This is a genomic window from Candidatus Abawacabacteria bacterium (assembly GCA_016207805.1).
GTDB lineage: Bacteria > Patescibacteriota > Gracilibacteria > RBG-16-42-10 > RBG-16-42-10 > JACQZO01.
On the sequence record JACQZO010000008.1, the window covers coordinates 39335 to 55703 of the forward strand.

Consider the following 16369-nt stretch of genomic DNA (forward strand, 5'->3'; position numbering starts at 1 on the left):
CACTTCTCAATACAAGCTCTTGTACATAAAAACTCAATGTAGCGCAACCTATTGTGGACACTGAGGCAACTTTCAGCGATTATTTACATTGCAAATCAATTTTCATCAATTATAATAGCGATGAAAGTAACAAAGTCATGGACCATTCACTGCCAATTTCCTTAGCAGCCGAACCTGTTTTTATGTTGGGTAGCTTCGCTATTACCAATGCCCTGCTAACAAATGTTATCCTGGCTATTATTTTGCTCAGCATGCTTTATTTATTCCCCCAGAGAACTAGCTATATTCCCGAACAATTACAAAATTTTTGCGAGCTGGTATATGAACAATTACTCAACTTAGTCGAGTCAGTAATTGACAATAAAAAAGTGATCTCAGATGTACTACCTATAGTAGCCACTTTTTTTGTTTATATTGTCACCAGCAATTGGTTAGGCTTGGTACCGGGAATCGGCTCTATTGGGATTTATGAAATGCATGATGGCCACAACACCTTCATTCCCCTCCTCCGAGGCTCCAATAGTGATCTTAATCAAACAATAGTATTAGGGTTTATTTCTATTTTTGCTATTCAGTGGTATGGATTTAAATATCAAGGCCTCCAGTACTTCAAGAAGTTTTTCAATCTTTCTAATCCCATCTATACTTTTGTCGGATTGCTTGAACTACTTTCAGAAATAGTAAAAATATTCTCTTTTGCTTTTCGTCTTTACGGCAATATTTTCGCCGGTGAGGTATTATTGATAGTTGTTTCTGGTCTATCTCCCTTTTTGGCACCTGTTCCCTTTTTAGGGTTGGAGCTCTTTACCGGTTTGATTCAAGCATTAGTCTTTACCATGCTAACTGTAGTATTCCTACGCACCGCCACCGAGAGTCACGTCCATTAATACTTCTACCGCGCGTATTTTTAACAAGTACTCGCAGTAGAGAGATTAATCTCTCCAAATCTTAACTCATTGATTTATGGCAGACGAATTGGCAATTACAGTAATTATGAGCATTGGTGTAATCGGCCCAGCTTTAGCTATTGCCCTTATTGGCAGCAATGGCATGAAAGCTATTGGGCGAAATCCTGAAGCAGCCTCAAAAGTACAAGGCAGTATGATGCTCGCTCTCGCCTTTGCTGAAGCATTAGCAATTTATTGTCTTGTTGTCTCACTGATCCTTAAATTCACTTAATACCAACTGTAACTATGGCTGAATTACTTAGTAAGCTAGGTATTAATTGGACATTATTGATAGCCCAGTTAGTAAATTTCTTGCTTTTATTTCTACTTTTACGCCGTTTTCTTTTTCTACCTTTACAAAGTAAGCTGCTTACTCGCAGAGCTGATATTGCTAAGCTGGTAAAAGAACGGCAAGAAATAGAGCAAATAAAACAAGCTACTGAAGAGCTGTATCATGCCAATATCGCTCAGGCCAAAAAGGAAGCTGATCACATTATTAAACATGCCCAAGAAGCAGCCAGTCGCAGTGCCAGTGAAATGATAGAAATGGCCAAAGCTCAGGCTGATAAAGTAATTAAAGATGCTGAGGCTAAGATTCAAAGCCAAACAGCCACAGCAATCACGCTCATTCGCCAAGAAACCGCAGAGCTTGCAGTAATGCTGGCTGAGAAAGTGTTACAGCAAGAACTCAGCACGCCTAAAAAGCAAATTCAACTTTTAGAGAAAGAATTAGCTACTAAGATTCATTGAATACTATGCTAAAGGTAAGCGACTTAGCAAAACAATGCGTGAAGCATTTTCCTGAGATAACAATCAAAGATATAGAAATAATTTTCACCGTCCTTGATGATCAGAAAGTTTTTTCTTTCCTCAGTGATAAGCATATACCCATACAGACAAAATTGCGTACTTTAAAGAAAATAAAAGGTCCGGCATATCTTAAAGGCGCCTTGCTATTTTTAGCCAGTGCTTTGGCAGAAGAGACAATTTTGCGGACTTCTCTTGAGGCTAGGATTACCGGTGAAATCCTGGCTAATAGTGGCAAAACGACCGTAATTGATATCACTTTGGCACAATCTCTCGGTAGCAAAGTACAAAAACAGCTCGAAGCATTCATCAATAAAGAACTACTAAAAAGCAAGAAGTCCCTCTATGCTGTATACCATATTGATCCTGATATGTTGGGTGGAATTATCATCGCTCAAGAAAATTTCACTTGGAATTACAGTGTTAGAAAACAACTCGATCAATTTAAACAAATGTTCACCTCTACTACCTTTGACTCTTCATTATGATCTCTTCTGAAAGCATCAGTAAAGAACTAAAACAAGCAATTAGCTCACTCAAACTCGATAAAGCGCCAGCCAATATCGGTGAAATACTAGAAGTTGGCGATGGTATTGCTCTAGTTTCTGGACTTTCAGAAGCAATGATTGGTGAGCAAGTACTATTTCCTCATGGTATTACCGGTATTGTCTTAAATCTCAATGAAGACCATGTTGGTTGTGCTGTTTTGGGTAGTGCCGAGAATTTGCAAGAAGGCGACGAAGTCAAAACTACCGGAACGGTACTTTCCGTACCTGTTGGCTCCCCACTAATTGGCCGTATCGTCGATCCATTGGGTGAACCATTAGATGGCAAGGGAAAAGTGAAAACAAAAGTCTATCGAGCTGTAGAAGTAAAGGCACCGGGTATTATTGACCGCAAAGAAGTTAACCGCCCCTTACAAACGGGTATCAAAGCAATAGACAGTATGATACCAATTGGTCGCGGACAAAGAGAATTAATTATTGGTGATCGCCAAACTGGAAAAACAGCGATCGCAATTGACACCATTATCAATCAAAAAGGCCAAGATATGATTTGTGTCTATGTCGCTATTGGCCAAAAAGATTCTACTATTGCTCGTATCGTCAGCCATTTGGAAGAAAGTGGGGCGATGGAGTACACCATTATTGTCAATGCTAGTGCCTCAACTTCAAGTTCTTTGCAATTCATAGCCCCGTATGCTGGCTGCACCATGGCCGAACATTTTGCTCTGGAAGGTAAAGATGTTTTAGTTATTTATGATGATCTTTCTAAGCATGCCGTTGCTTATCGTCAACTCTCACTTTTATTGAAACGCCCCCCAGGAAGAGAAGCCTATCCAGGAGATATTTTCTATCTCCATTCCCGTTTACTGGAACGCGCTGCCCAATTATCCAATGCTCTTGGTGGTGGCTCCATTTCAGCCTTACCAATTGTAGAAACCCAAGGTGGCGATGTGTCAGCCTATATCCCCACCAATATTATTTCGATTACTGATGGTCAGATTTATTTAGAAAGTGACCTTTTCTATGCAGGCGTTCGACCAGCAGTAAATGCAGGTTTATCTGTATCGCGAGTAGGGGGTAAAGCCCAAATTAAAGCTATGCGTAAAGTAGCTGGCAAATTGCGCCTAGATTTAGCCCAATACCGCGAGATGGAAGCATTTTCCCAAATTGGGTCTGATTTGGATGCTGCCACACGGAAACAATTAGAAAGGGGCAAACGACTGACTGAAGTATTGAAGCAAGCACAATATGCGCCACTTACTGCCGAAAAGCAGGTAGTAATTATCTTTGCCGTTAATGAAGGTTATTTGGATGCTATTTCAGTAGAAAAGATTAGCGAATTTGAAGCAGCATTATTACGTGAATTAGCTAATAATCAGCCAAACGTACTCAAAGAGATCCGAGAAAAGAAAGAGATCACCACTATTACTGAAGCAACTCTCAGAAAAGCGATACTAGAGATAAGTGAATCTTTTATTGTTGTTAATAGTTAATTATGGCCTTACGTGATCTCAAAAGACGCATCAGATCAGTAAAACTAACGAGGAAAATCACTCGGGCAATTCAAATGATTTCTGTGTCAAAAATGCGCCGTAGCCAAGATAGAGCCCAGGCTACTAAAAATTATCGTGAACATTTAATTACCCTCATGTATCAAGCCGGCCTAAACAGAATACAGCCACCAGAATTTCCTATTTATTCACCCGGCATCACCCTTTCAATTATATTTACTTCTGATCGAGGACTTTGTGGTAGTTATAATACTAACTTAATTAAATATTTTGTTGAAGCTAATCCTGGGCCGAATCCTCGCCATCATCTCATCACTATTGGGAAAAAAGGCTTCACCACTTTAAAAAGACTGGGGTACGATATTATTGCTTCATTCCAGAATTTTTCGGACAAACCAACTATCAAAGATATTTTACCAATTGTTCAAGTAATCAAAGACAGTTTCATAAAGTACAAAGTCGAAAAAGTGGTACTGGTTTATCAAAAGTTTATTAACACGTTTCAACAAACACCACACTCAACGCTTTTATTTCCCTTGCAATTACCCAAAGAAATGAAAGTTAGCAGAACCCATGAGGATGTATTCGAACCGACGAAAACTGCAGTACAACAGTCATTGCTTCCCCATTACCTAAACTTAATCCTCTATCAAACACTTCTCGACGCTATTGCCTCAGAACAAAGTGCTCGCATGGTAGCAATGGAACAAGCCTCAACTAATGCCAATGACCTGATCTCAGCACTGACTCAAGATTACAACAAGCAAAGACAAACAGCGATTACCACTGAGCTCGCTGAAATTGTTTCCCATAATCATTAATTATTCCTATGAATACTGGAAAAGTTAGCCAAATTGTTGGTCCCATAATAGACATTCAATTTCCCTCTGAAGAAGATTTACCAAAATTGTTTGACCTTGTTTATATTACTCACAATAAAAAAAGTATTGGTGTAGAAGTATACAAACATATTGGCAATCACATTGTTCGAGGTATTGCTCTCGACAGTACTGAAGGATTGAAACGTGGCCTGAAAGCGCAATCGACTGGCAAACCTATTTCAGTACCAGTAGGAGAAGCAACGTTAGGCAGAATTATGAACGTTCTAGGTGAACCAGTTGATGAAGCTGGCCCTATCAAAAGCAAAGAACATTGGCCAATTCATCGATCAGCTCCAGAATTCATTAGTTTAAATAAATCCACTGAAATTTTTGAAACCGGAATTAAAGTAATTGACCTTATCTGTCCTTTCGCCAAAGGAGGCAAAGTGGGCCTTTTCGGCGGCGCCGGTGTGGGCAAAACTGTTCTGATCCAAGAATTGATTCGCAACATTGCCCAAGAGCATGGTGGTTATTCGGTATTCACCGGTGTAGGAGAACGTTCTCGAGAAGGTAATGATCTTTATATGGAAATGAAAGAGTCGGGAGTATTGAGCAAAACTGCTTTAGTTTATGGTCAAATGAATGAGCCACCTGGTGCCCGTCTTCGCGTTGCTCTCACTGGTCTTACTGTAGCTGAGTATTTTCGAGACGCTGAAAAGCGTGATGTGTTACTTTTTATCGATAATATTTTCCGTTTTTCCCAAGCTGGTTCAGAAGTATCAGCATTATTAGGTCGCATGCCTAGTGCCGTTGGCTATCAACCAACCCTTGCTCATGAAATGGGTGAATTACAAGAAAGAATTACCTCCACTAAAAACGGTTCCATTACCTCAGTACAGGCGGTATATGTGCCAGCAGACGATCTCACAGATCCAGCACCTGCGGTTACTTTTGCCCATCTTGATTCTACAGTAGTACTCAATCGTGCTCTTACTGAACAAGGTATCTATCCTGCAGTAGATCCATTGGATTCAACATCTCGTCAACTCGATCCCCAAATTGTTGGTGAAAATCATTATAAAGTAGCCCGTGGGGTACAAAGAATTCTGCAAAGATATAAAGACTTACAAGACATCATCGCCATTCTCGGTATTGATGAGCTTTCAGCCGAAGATAAATTAGTAGTTTCTCGCGCCAGAAAAATTCAGAAATTCCTTTCCCAACCATTCTTTGTTGCTGAAGCCTTCACCTCAATTAGTGGCCAATATGTCCCCTTGAGCGAATCCATTCGCGGCTTTCAAGAAATTATTGAGGGCAAACATGATGACTTGGTAGAACAAGATTTTTATATGGTCGGCTCTATTGAAATGGCAAAAGAAAAGGCTCATGCCCGGAAAAAGTAAATGCCTCTTATGAATCTGCATATTCTTGCTATCGATGAAACAATTTATGAAGGTGCTACTACTTCTATTTCTATACCAACTGAAGAGGGCATAATGACGGTGCTTCCCCATCATCAACCAATAGTTGCCTTGCTGATCACTGGCATAGTAAGTATCCATACCAGCCAAGAAACAAAAGAGTTTTTTATTGGTGGTGGTTTTTTAGAAGTGAAAGATGATACCGTATATATCTTGGCTGACACAGCAGAAAACCTAGCTCAGACTAATCAGGAACAGGCTGAATTGGCTTACAAACAAGCTGACGAAGAATTGTCCTCAGTCCAAACCGCAGAAGAAACTATGTATGCTAAAGGAGAGCTGATGAAATCTCTTACCAGGCTAAAAATCATCAATCGCAGAAAGCATAGAGAGCATCGTTACTAATCAGATACATTATCTGAACCTAATTTTGGCGTGTTCAGTCGATATCCTAAATACCAAGCACAACACCATAATTTATGGTAATATGCTTTGTCTCAGAGAGTAAATGTTTCACATTTTCCGGGAATTTACTCTTTACATTTACTATGCGTACAGAACCATCAAGTGATGCTTGGATAGTCACGTTGACCACTTTTCCACCACGTGCTTGCGGCATTGCTACTTTTAGCAATGATCTCTTTCAAGCATTCGATCAATTATTTGCACCCGAACTACAAACAAAAGTGATTGCCATGACTAGTGAATCCACTCCCGAGCTGAGCTACTCAGATAAAGTTATTTACCAACTGGCCCAAAATCAGCAGGCTGATTATGCAGCAATTGCCCAAAAGTTAAATGCTTTATCTCAGGTTAAGTTAGTTAGCATTCACCATGAATTTGGTTTATTCGGCGGCAAGTATGGTGATTATCTCCTTCGCTTCACTCAAATCTTACAAAAACCGCTAGTTATTACTTTTCACACGATACTTCCTGAACCTGATGAGCACCTCTTGTACGTAGTCCAAACCCTAGCTAACCAGGCTCAAAGTATAATAGTCATGACCAGCGTATCCCGTAATATATTAGAGACAGTATATGGTATTGATCGAGAAAAGATTGTAGTTATTCCCCATGGCATTCACCCAGTCTCCTTTGCTGCTAGTAGTAAAGCGAAAAAAATACTGCAAATACCTTTAGATAGAGTTTTGCTCAGCACCTTTGGCCTACTGAGCAAAAGCAAAGGAATTGAATATGTACTAGATGCATTACCAGCAGTTATCGCCCAATTTCCTAATACCCATTATCTTATTCTTGGCGTTACCCACCCTGTAGTTTTGCAAGAAGAAGGTGAATCATATCGCAACTTTCTGATTGATAAGATCACAGAACTTGGTCTGGAAAAACATGTCTCTTTTCATAATCACTTTTTAGCCACTGATGAGCTCTTGCAGTTTTTGAATGCCACTGACATTTATTTAGCTACTCCCTTGAATCCCAATCAAGCGGTATCAGGAACCTTATCTTATGCACTAGGAACTGGACGGCCAGTAATTGCTACTGCATTTGCACAAGCAAAAGAGGCAATAACTTCGGACATAGGTATACTAGTAGACTTTAAGCAATCTCAGCAGATTACAGCAGCTTTACTAACGCTGCTCCAAGATCCGCTGAAACAAATAGCACTAGGGAAAACTGCTTACTTTAAGACCAGATCCATGACTTGGCCCAATATTGCTACTGCCTACATGAAGACATTTCAAAAGCTGTCGATCTATTTAAATAAATACAAGCAGCATGCTCCTGAAATCAAACTAGACCACCTGATGAAACTCACTGATGACTTTGGCATAATTCAATTCGCTCAATTGGCTGAGCCGGATATTAGTTCTGGTTATACAGTCGATGACAATGCCCGCGCTTTGATTGTCACTGTTCGTCATTATCAACAAAATAAGTCAGCAGTGACTCTTGAAGCTGCTTTAACTTTTTTAAACTTTCTGCTCTTTGTTCGGAAAAGCGATAATAAATTTGAGAACTATGTAAATCAAAATCGGGAACTTAGCAGCCAACAAAATAATCAAGAAAATCTTGATGATGCCAATGGGAGAACTCTCTACGCATTAGCTGTCGCAGGTACTAGCAGCAATATGAGTCCCCTGGTGCAAAAAAAAGCACAAAGAATGTATGAACAAAGTTTCTTAGTAGCTGACGCTTTTACATCGCCTAGAGCTAAGGCATTCTTGATCAAAAGTTTAGTCTTACAAATACAGTTTCATCCTCATCCAATACTGATTGAACAACTGCAAGTTAACTGTGACTATTTGCTCCAACTATACCAAACCTATCACACTGCGGATTGGCAATGGTTTGAACCCATTTTAACTTATTCAAACGCCTTATTGTCCGAAGCCCTACTATGTGGCTACACAGTAACTCAGAATGCAGAATACTGGGAAATAGGAAAAATAACATTAGACTTTTTGATTGCTCATACGTTTAAAAACAATATGTACATGCCAATTGGCCAACACGGCTGGTTTCAAAGAGGAGGGAAAAGACAAATTTTTGATCAACAACCAGAAGATACAGCAAGCATGATTGAGGCGCTGAAAACAATGTATACCATTAGCCAAATTGAGCTTTATCAAGAACTATGCAATCGAGCGTTTCATTGGTTCTTAGGAGAAAATCTCCTTGGTCAACTAATTTATGATCAAGTTACCGGTGGCTGTTATGATGGCTTAGGAAAGCATGGAGTAAATCTCAATGAGGGTGCAGAATCAACATTGTCCTATCTTTCTAGTCGTTTACTTATTTGTTAAAAAGATTTCATTGCCTATCATCCTAGTAACATGGGCTGTTTTTTGAGTAGTTGAGCATAAAAAAGAAGATTCCTAGCCAGGTTTTTAGCCATATGTTGAGTTGCTTTGTTGGCCATTCTTTTTGCCCGATCTTCTGCTGGTGATTGGCCCACCTCCCCCACCCAATATGCACAGCACTCAGGTGGCAAAGTGAAATTCATAAAAGTAAGCACTTCCATAATTGCAGCCAAAGTAGCCTGCGCCCCATCTTCGCTACCAGTAATCACTATTCCGGCTACTTTATTAAGCAAAGCACTTCGTCCTTCGGCATGATATTCTTCATCTAGAGCATCTAACCGTTCAATTACTCTTTGCAGTAAGCTAGATCTTCCTCCCCACCAAATAGGAGTGGCAAAAATAATGATATCGCTGGCTTTGATCTTCGTAACAATTTCTGGCCATTCATCAGTATCACTTTCTCTATAGCCTAAGCCTACCGGAATATTTTTATCAGCTAAACGAATAATCTCACTAGCAACTTGATAAGGCACCATATAATTCAGCACATCTTGCGCCAATTCTTCAGTATTGGATAATTCAGGCCTATGTTTTAACGAGCCATTAAGCACTAAAACTTTTATGGCACTATCTGAGGTTGGCATATTTTGACAGTGCAAACATGGTTTCGCTTTGTACATATAATAAATAGTTAGGTGCTAAAAATACTAATTACCTATTTACTTTATTTTTCCCTAGCAATTGCTTTTATTTGAGTCACTTTATTGAAGCCAAACTGCGCATGTTCTCTGCCGTTACCTGACATCTTATAGCCGCCAAAGGGGTTATGAACATTGACATAGCTCAGATTATTTTGAGCTACCATACCTGTTTGCAATTGATGAGCTACTCGTAAAAATCTAGCAGAATCTTGAGTAAATAGGTAAGCGCCCAGTCCGTATGGCGTATCATTAGCTAAGGCTATTGCCTCCTCTTCAGTAGCAAAAGTTACTATCGGCAAAACAGGACCAAACACTTCTTCTCGCCAGACTCGCATCTCATATGTGATATTGGTCAGCAAGGTTGGTTGATAATAAGCACCAGCAAAAGCTTCAGGCCGTTTGCCCCCAACAATTACATTTGCTCCTTTTTCAATCGCATCAGCCACTTGTTGTTCTAGTAAATCAAGTTGACGCTTGGCCACCAAAGGGCCGATATCAGTTTCCTCATTCGCAGCATCGCCAATCTGCTTAGTATTGATAATAGCGGCAAGCTTAGCAATTACTTCCGCCACTTTACTCTCATGCACTATCAATCTCTTCAAAGCATCACACATTTGACCACAGTTGGTGAATCGATTGAGAAATACCGTATCTTTGATTGCATCAATATCACTATCAGCGAAAATAATACCTGGTGCCGAACCACCCAACTCAAGAACAGTGGAAATAAGGCGTTGTGCCGCTAATTGATTAACAGAACATCCAACCTTAGAACTGCCGGTAAAACAAATTAAATTAATATCTTCTTGCAGTAATAATTCACCGACAATACCGTCACCATACACTTCATTAAATACTCCCAATGGTAATGCAGCAGTAAGAACTTTTTCTATTTCCTTGCCAAACAAAGGGGTCTCTTCAGAACATTTGAATACCACGGTATTACCAGCCACGAGATTTTGACCACATTGCCAGACAAAGTTTGAGAAAGGAAAGTTCCAAGCCACAATAACAGCGGCTACTCCATACGGTTCATGATAAACCTGATGAATTTCACTTGCGGTCTCATAGGTAATGCATTCTTGTAAATAGGCTGCTGCTGTATCTAAATAAGAGTTGAAATATGCTATGCCAGAAGTCATATCACTCCGCGCCTCTTTCAGAGGCATGCCCATTTCTTGAGCCATCAGGAGAGCAAGCCTTTCTTGATCTTGAGCAAAATGAGCAATTACTTTGCCTAATATCTCAACTCGCTTTTCCACACCCAATGCATACCAAAGATGCTGAGCCCGATGGGCTGCTGCCACCTTTTGTTTAATTTCTTCTGGAGTTGAGATTGCTACTTCACCAAGGGGAAGATAATTTTGGGAAGGGTTTGAGGAAACTAATCGATTCATAACAAATTTACTTATTGGCAGATTACTATCAGCAATCAAACAAAAGCAATCTATTTTTGCCAACAGCTAAAACTTACCTAGACCACATCATGCAGCTACTCGTTCGAGATACTTTTTAATCAACTCTACATCTTGCAAATCCTTTTCTCGGGCACTATCTAATTTGCACATCATTAAATGTTCTAACGGTTGTAGTGGTAAATCTTCAACCATATCAGCCTGCTTGATCAATATTGCCACATTAATAAATAAACTTTGTTTTTCTAAATATAAGTCCGGGTAAATCTCAACCTCCCCCTTTTTCAATCTTTTTCTCTGCCATTTTCTTTCATATTCTTGATCTAAAGGCCAAGTCATCGCTAGCTGCTCAAAAAGAGCTGGTACTACCACGATATCAATATCTTTAGTTTCACGAATATGATGGATAGCTAGCACACCACCGCCGACCAAAATATACTGGCCAAATGCCAAACTGAGCGCTTTTATTTGAGCAACAACTTCATGACTATTCATAGCTTGGCTTAAATTCTTAACCCAATTAAAACACAGGACGATGGTGAGAAGTCAATAGAGAATTTTCAACGATACCAAAGCAAGCATTTGTATAGAGAAAATGTTTGCAGTAGTGAGCAACACTATGCTACTTATGAGCAGAAGTTGATAACAATTTGGTATATGATCAAAAAAACCTTAGCCACCGTGTTACTGGGCAGTTTTTTAGTGGCACTGACAGGATGTGGTTCTGATCAACCACCTAAAGAAACAAAGACCGATCAAATCGGCTTTAACTATGATATTGATTATGGTCAGACTGATCCATTCACTCAAAATGATACATTTGCCACGTTAGCAGCAGCTAGTCCTTATTATCTTGGCGCCCAACCTTTGCATATTCCCAGCTTGCAAGATTTGAATGAACAGAAAAAAGCAAAAGTAAGCGAAGCAATCAAACTGACTCATGAACTTTTCAGTCAAACAGAAACTCTAAAGAATCAATTAGAAGAGTTCAAAAATGGCTATTTAGAATTTATTGATAGCGCACTCAAAGAGGAACCAAAACTAAAAAACTTTGCTAAAGATATCGCTAAACAATATGTCCAATACCAAGTAAAAGAAGAAAGTTTATTAGTGAGCTATCAGAGCATCACTAGTTCTGATGATAATCCCCTAGCTAAAGCATTATTTGAATATCAAAAAACTGAACTGGCCCTACAATTCGCTGACGTCCTGGTGCATGACTTAGATTACTTAATGAGCACAAGTTGGCAATTACATGAACTTTTTAAAGGATCTAGTAAAACAGCTATCACCGTTGCTTGGACAAAATATGAGCGCCAATTAGAGAAGCTTGCTGACCTCAACAATGCTTTGACCAGCATCAATGAGAAAATCACAGCAATTGATTTTGTAGTTAAGCAAATCAAGACGGTGGATTATTATACTGGCCTTGCTTCGTTGCAATTCATCCAAGAAAATATTACTGATCTGAAGGAGAAAATAGCGACCATCCCGGCAAATGCTCAACTCTCTACTGAAGACCAAAAATTCATCAAAGATTATGCTGGGTTATTTGAAACATTTAGCAAAGATCTCCAAACAGTAGCCTTAAGCATGGATAAGCAAGAGTTCTTAGACATTGGCCAATTGGCAAGCAATTCTTCTTTATTACCCCAGGCATATGCCGATAGCAATAGTTACCTTGCTACTGCCCAGAAAGCTTTACAAGCAACCTATCAAGGAGGTAAGAAAGTAGCTGGCTTGACTTGGCAAGGAGCAAAAAAAGTTTATGGCGCAGCTCAAACCACCGTTGGCATCACCCTAGACATGGCCAATGCCCTAACTAGTGGCTATATGAATTTAGCCGTAGACATGTATTACAATGTTAATAATAAAGAAATTAATGCTAGTTTTGCCAAGGGCATGAATAAAATCTATGACAATTACCAAAAGGGGATATCAGGAGTAGCCGTACTCAATACAGCAAAAGAGTATTTAGAGGCACCGGAAAAAGGCGCGGAAAGCACTGCTGCCAATAAGGCAGAAAAAGTATTTGGTAAGGGCTGGACTAGTTGGGGAGTAGGTAAAACTGCCGGCCTCACCGTCGATCTCTTCACTACTTTCGGCAAAGGCATTTACAAATTAGCTAATAAAAGCTCTACCGCAGGTGATTATGTCCAAGGCACATTGGATGTAGGACTGTCATTTGTCGGTGGCTCTAAGCTAATCGGGAAAGGCTCTCAAGCGATAGCAGGTGGTGCTGAGGCTGCCCCAATCCTAGCCGAAGGAGGCCTTAATTATATGAAAAACACTTTTAACAAAATCATGAAAAAAGGAGCTGAAGAAGAGTTTGCTGCCTTAGTGAAATTCAAACAAGCCTTTGGTGAACTAACCCAAGCACAATTGGATCGCTATATTAATTTACGCCTAGAAGCAATTGCCCGGCAGGTAGTAGAAAACATGCTACTAGAATCCAGCAAAGCACTAAAAGCCAAGTTTGCTAATTTCACTAAAAATGCCGCTGGTACATTAGGCGCAAATTTAACTAGTGGTGGCCAATCATACAAAGACTTTGTTAGTAAAGCTATCACCAATTCTATTAAAGAATACTTTACTAAGGACTTAGAAGCATTTGCTACAGAAAACTTGATTAAAAAAGGCGGACGAGCTGGGTTTAATATCTTAAAAGATTACTTTGACAATATCGTAGGCGATGGTGCCGAAAATGCGGTGAAAGATAAAATCAAAGACTATATTGACGGTACCAATTTGCCCGGGGGCTTTCCTGAATTGAAAGATTTAGCTGGTAGTTGGGATCAAGGCCAAATGGTGATCACCGAAATAGAGGCCACTCCAGAAGCACGAAGAGCAGCAAAAGAGGAAGGATGCGACATTGCCCTACTCGAAGAAGAAAAAGGTAAAATAAATCCTATGAGTATAACCCTAACCCCTACGAGTGATCATGGTGGCACCATGACTATGAAAGGGGCTAAAGACAAAAAGGCTCAGGTAGTGCCATTTACCTATGTCGACGGTGTGATCAGCGGCTCATTCGAACAAAGTGGAGCAAAAACGACTATCCGTATGAATGTTACCCAAGAAGACAATGCTTATTCACTCTCCGGCCCAATAGAGATAAATTATCAAGGTGAGGGGATAAAGATTTTTGGCAACACAAAAGCAGCTAAGAAAATCCAACCTTAGCCTCAGCTATACCAGCATGTTTCCCTTTACTCTTCATTTTTCACCCTTCAATTATCCTCTTGATCTTGGAGCATATACTTTATTCTTTTTACTAGCAGCTATCATTGGTGTAATTGGCTCTCTATTCTTCGCCATTAAGCGCGGCTTCAATGGTACAAAAGTGGCAATTACATTACTGATTATGCTGCTAGCAGCTGTAATAGGTGCCAGGCTTTTGAACGCTTTAGTAAACTTATCAGCCTATATTCAGGAACCAAGCAAATTGTTAACCTTTTCCGCTTCAGGATTCTCTCTCTATGGCGGTATAGTATTCGCCGTCATCAGTGGACTTATATGCTGTCGCCTATTCAAATTAGATACCTACAAGCTAGGGGACACCTGTATTCCCTTTTTGGGCCTCAGTATTGCAACCATGCGTATTGGTTGTTTTCTCAATGGTTGTTGTTTCGGTAAAGAAACTGATAGCTTTTGGGGCATAACATTCCCCTTTCTCAGTCCAGCTCATATTGATCAAATCACCGATCAAGGTAATTACTTCGAAGTAGCCCCGGTACATCCCACACAGCTTTATGAACTAGTAGCAGCTATACTCTTAAGCACAGCCGCTTTTGGCTTGTTAAAAAAGAAGCAACCCGATGGTATTACTATGCTCATTTTTCTCACAGGCCTTTCTGTATTCCGCTTATTCAATTCTTACCTACGAGTCAATCTCGACACCTACTCTTTACCACTTTATTTCTATCCTGCCTTATATGTAGTACTAATTTTGCTCTGTTTGATACTAATTAAAATCCGTTACAGAACCTTCTCTCCTGACAGAGCTTATGATCAATCACTGTAATCTATATCCCTGTAATTAAATAGAAAACAAAAATTAGCAGCCAGGTTGGTCCTGCTCACTACAGAACATAGTGACCATTAACAAAAATCAATTGGCCATCAGCGCTTGCTGAATCAAGTACGGGAAAGAGATCAACATGAAACTTTGACTTATTGGTCTTGATACCAGTTTTTTTATACACGCTGTGTTTTTCTCCCAAAGACAAATGCATACCATAAATTCGTTCAAAAGCAGTGATGTCTCCTAAATAGCGCTCTTTCGTAATTGCGCGATTGAGTCCGAAACCTATTTCCCGAATCAGTGGCCGTTCAAAGCGCTTGATTAACTCCAAGATATCCCTAAATCCTTGAGGAGCATTGTCCCCGACTCCCACGACTAAACCTTCTTTAACATCTACTCGAAAAGGTTCATGCATACTAATTGAAAAATCTTGATTGGCAAAAGCATAGACATAAAAAGCGCCATTCATGGCGGCAAAGTTCTTTGCTTCGGTAAATATTTCGCCAATCGGAAAAGTGCCACCAATATTTTCCATACCAGTATAATCTCCGACATTTAATTTAGGACTCTCTAAGCCTCCGGTAACGATCAGCTCACTATCAAGAGAGATGAGTTTGAATTCTTTAGCTAGCTCTAATTGCTGCTTAATTTTGTTAGCAATAGGCAAAAACCAATTAACATCATATTCTAGAGCGTTCACATACACATCCCATACCGCCGGATCATTGCGATATAAATGCATATGTTCAATCACCTTCAACTTTTTAGCAAATAGATGAATACGAATACGAAAATCATCCAATCTAAAATTAGAAGTTTGAATCATTACCACTAAGTCATTGGGCTGTAGCTGATCAAACTCAGCCATAATCCTCGGTTTATCCACAGTATCAAAATCCACAAACTTTGCTTCTGGTAAAACCTGACGATAAGCAGTAAGCAAAATATTAGTTAATCCATTATTGGTATCATAGATTACCAATGCCTTATTACTACCATCCCGTGGAAACTTAATTGATAAGTCCAAAATATCTCGAATATTTTTACTGGCAATGTTGATAAATTTCTCAGACATAAAGACTTTTCATAATGAGAAAATACACTAGTTATTGAAAGATACTAGTACCCTTTAATAATAGCCACATCAGTTAAGCTCTTTGAGTTTTGGGTGAAAAAGCGTAACAACCCTCCGCAGTAAACAATGGATGACCAGTTAGCTTAACTACTTACTTTCTACTCCATTGTCATACCAAACTGGATTTGGTATCCAGCAGGGACAATAGTACTATGGAGTGACTTGTAGTTTAAGGGGCACATTGTCCTAGCTGGATACCGGATCAAAGTCCGGTATGCCAGTTAAAGGGCGCAGTCAAGAAGGAAATGCAATGGTAGAGGAGTAGGGTCGGTTGGATTTAAGCACAGCAAAAGCAATAGTGAGCAATTTTCTCGCAATA

General features: G+C 39.7%; 15 protein-coding genes. 11 read left to right on the forward strand and 4 right to left on the reverse strand.

Going from position 1 to position 16369, the window contains the following annotated elements:
* Positions 1–137 precede the first annotated feature (137 nt).
* The 9 genes from atpB to HY817_02310 all read left to right on the forward strand — a co-directional run bounded on the left by atpB (position 138) and on the right by HY817_02310 (position 8778).
* A complete protein-coding gene (gene atpB, locus HY817_02270) occupies positions 138–887 on the forward strand; it encodes a F0F1 ATP synthase subunit A (GenBank protein ID MBI4836063.1) in 750 nt (249 codons plus the stop codon).
* 76 nt (positions 888–963) lie between these two features.
* Positions 964–1179 (forward strand): ATP synthase F0 subunit C, encoded by a 216-nt coding sequence (locus HY817_02275; protein ID MBI4836064.1) that lies wholly within the window; start codon positions 964–966, stop codon positions 1177–1179.
* A gap of 14 nt (positions 1180–1193) precedes the next feature.
* Complete coding sequence (gene atpF / locus HY817_02280; GenBank protein ID MBI4836065.1) at positions 1194–1697, forward strand: F0F1 ATP synthase subunit B; 504 nt, start codon at positions 1194–1196, stop codon at positions 1695–1697.
* A 5-nt stretch (positions 1698–1702) separates the two neighbouring features.
* Positions 1703–2242: a F0F1 ATP synthase subunit delta gene (locus HY817_02285; protein ID MBI4836066.1), complete on the forward strand. Its 540-nt coding sequence runs from the start codon at positions 1703–1705 to the stop codon at positions 2240–2242.
* Complete coding sequence (locus tag HY817_02290) at positions 2236–3753, forward strand: F0F1 ATP synthase subunit alpha (GenBank protein ID MBI4836067.1); 1518 nt, start codon at positions 2236–2238, stop codon at positions 3751–3753. Before HY817_02285 ends, HY817_02290 begins: the two co-directional genes overlap by 7 nt.
* 2 nt (positions 3754–3755) lie before the next feature.
* A complete protein-coding gene (gene atpG, locus HY817_02295; protein ID MBI4836068.1) occupies positions 3756–4592 on the forward strand; it encodes an ATP synthase F1 subunit gamma in 837 nt (278 codons plus the stop codon).
* Between the two features lie 8 nt (positions 4593–4600).
* On the forward strand, positions 4601–5995 hold the full coding sequence (gene atpD / locus HY817_02300) for a F0F1 ATP synthase subunit beta (GenBank protein MBI4836069.1): 1395 nt from the start codon (positions 4601–4603) through the stop codon (positions 5993–5995).
* Between the two features lie 9 nt (positions 5996–6004).
* On the forward strand, positions 6005–6418 hold the full coding sequence (gene atpC / locus HY817_02305; GenBank protein ID MBI4836070.1) for an ATP synthase F1 subunit epsilon: 414 nt from the start codon (positions 6005–6007) through the stop codon (positions 6416–6418).
* 143 nt (positions 6419–6561) lie between these two features.
* A complete protein-coding gene (locus HY817_02310) occupies positions 6562–8778 on the forward strand; it encodes a glycosyltransferase (GenBank protein MBI4836071.1) in 2217 nt (738 codons plus the stop codon).
* A 17-nt stretch (positions 8779–8795) separates the two neighbouring features.
* On the opposite strand, the gene HY817_02315 is transcribed toward HY817_02310, so the two are convergent.
* From HY817_02315 to HY817_02325, 3 genes are all read right to left on the reverse strand, one after another.
* Positions 8796–9419 carry an NAD(P)H-dependent oxidoreductase gene (locus HY817_02315; protein MBI4836072.1) on the reverse strand — a complete coding sequence of 208 codons (624 nt, stop codon included), beginning with the start codon at positions 9417–9419 and terminating at the stop codon, positions 8796–8798.
* An 80-nt stretch (positions 9420–9499) separates the two neighbouring features.
* Positions 9500–10873 (reverse strand): aldehyde dehydrogenase family protein, encoded by a 1374-nt coding sequence (locus HY817_02320; GenBank protein MBI4836073.1) that lies wholly within the window; start codon positions 10871–10873, stop codon positions 9500–9502.
* 87 nt (positions 10874–10960) lie between these two features.
* Positions 10961–11386 (reverse strand): hypothetical protein, encoded by a 426-nt coding sequence (locus HY817_02325; GenBank protein ID MBI4836074.1) that lies wholly within the window; start codon positions 11384–11386, stop codon positions 10961–10963.
* Positions 11387–11548: 162 nt separating this feature from the next.
* On the opposite strand from HY817_02325, the gene HY817_02330 reads away from it, so the two are divergent.
* Together HY817_02330 and HY817_02335 are read left to right on the forward strand one after the other, a co-directional pair.
* Complete coding sequence (locus HY817_02330; protein ID MBI4836075.1) at positions 11549–14074, forward strand: hypothetical protein; 2526 nt, start codon at positions 11549–11551, stop codon at positions 14072–14074.
* Positions 14075–14090: 16 nt separating this feature from the next.
* Entirely contained in the window at positions 14091–14915 is an 825-nt protein-coding gene (locus HY817_02335) for a prolipoprotein diacylglyceryl transferase (protein ID MBI4836076.1), read from the forward strand.
* A 58-nt stretch (positions 14916–14973) separates the two neighbouring features.
* Here HY817_02335 and HY817_02340 read toward each other — a convergent pair whose 3' ends face one another.
* Complete coding sequence (locus HY817_02340) at positions 14974–15990, reverse strand: hypothetical protein (GenBank protein MBI4836077.1); 1017 nt, start codon at positions 15988–15990, stop codon at positions 14974–14976.
* Between the last annotated feature and the right edge of the window lie 379 nt (positions 15991–16369).

Excerpts from the sequence above, each read along its gene's own strand:
- atpD (MBI4836069.1), top strand. The coding sequence starts at position 4,601 with ATGAATACTGGAAAAGTTAGCCAAATTGTTGGTCCCATAATAGACATT.
- HY817_02335 (MBI4836076.1), top strand. The coding sequence starts at position 14,091 with ATGTTTCCCTTTACTCTTCATTTTTCACCCTTCAATTATCCTCTTGAT.
- atpG (MBI4836068.1), top strand. The coding sequence starts at position 3,756 with ATGGCCTTACGTGATCTCAAAAGACGCATCAGATCAGTAAAACTAACG.
- HY817_02320 (MBI4836073.1), bottom strand. The coding sequence starts at position 10,873 with ATGAATCGATTAGTTTCCTCAAACCCTTCCCAAAATTATCTTCCCCTT.
- HY817_02330 (MBI4836075.1), top strand. The coding sequence starts at position 11,549 with ATGATCAAAAAAACCTTAGCCACCGTGTTACTGGGCAGTTTTTTAGTG.
- HY817_02275 (MBI4836064.1), top strand. The coding sequence starts at position 964 with ATGGCAGACGAATTGGCAATTACAGTAATTATGAGCATTGGTGTAATC.
- HY817_02325 (MBI4836074.1), bottom strand. The coding sequence starts at position 11,386 with ATGAATAGTCATGAAGTTGTTGCTCAAATAAAAGCGCTCAGTTTGGCA.
- atpF (MBI4836065.1), top strand. The coding sequence starts at position 1,194 with ATGGCTGAATTACTTAGTAAGCTAGGTATTAATTGGACATTATTGATA.
- HY817_02310 (MBI4836071.1), top strand. The coding sequence starts at position 6,562 with ATGCGTACAGAACCATCAAGTGATGCTTGGATAGTCACGTTGACCACT.
- HY817_02315 (MBI4836072.1), bottom strand. The coding sequence starts at position 9,419 with ATGCCAACCTCAGATAGTGCCATAAAAGTTTTAGTGCTTAATGGCTCG.
- atpC (MBI4836070.1), top strand. The coding sequence starts at position 6,005 with ATGAATCTGCATATTCTTGCTATCGATGAAACAATTTATGAAGGTGCT.
- HY817_02340 (MBI4836077.1), bottom strand. The coding sequence starts at position 15,990 with ATGTCTGAGAAATTTATCAACATTGCCAGTAAAAATATTCGAGATATT.
- atpB (MBI4836063.1), top strand. The coding sequence starts at position 138 with ATGGACCATTCACTGCCAATTTCCTTAGCAGCCGAACCTGTTTTTATG.
- HY817_02285 (MBI4836066.1), top strand. The coding sequence starts at position 1,703 with ATGCTAAAGGTAAGCGACTTAGCAAAACAATGCGTGAAGCATTTTCCT.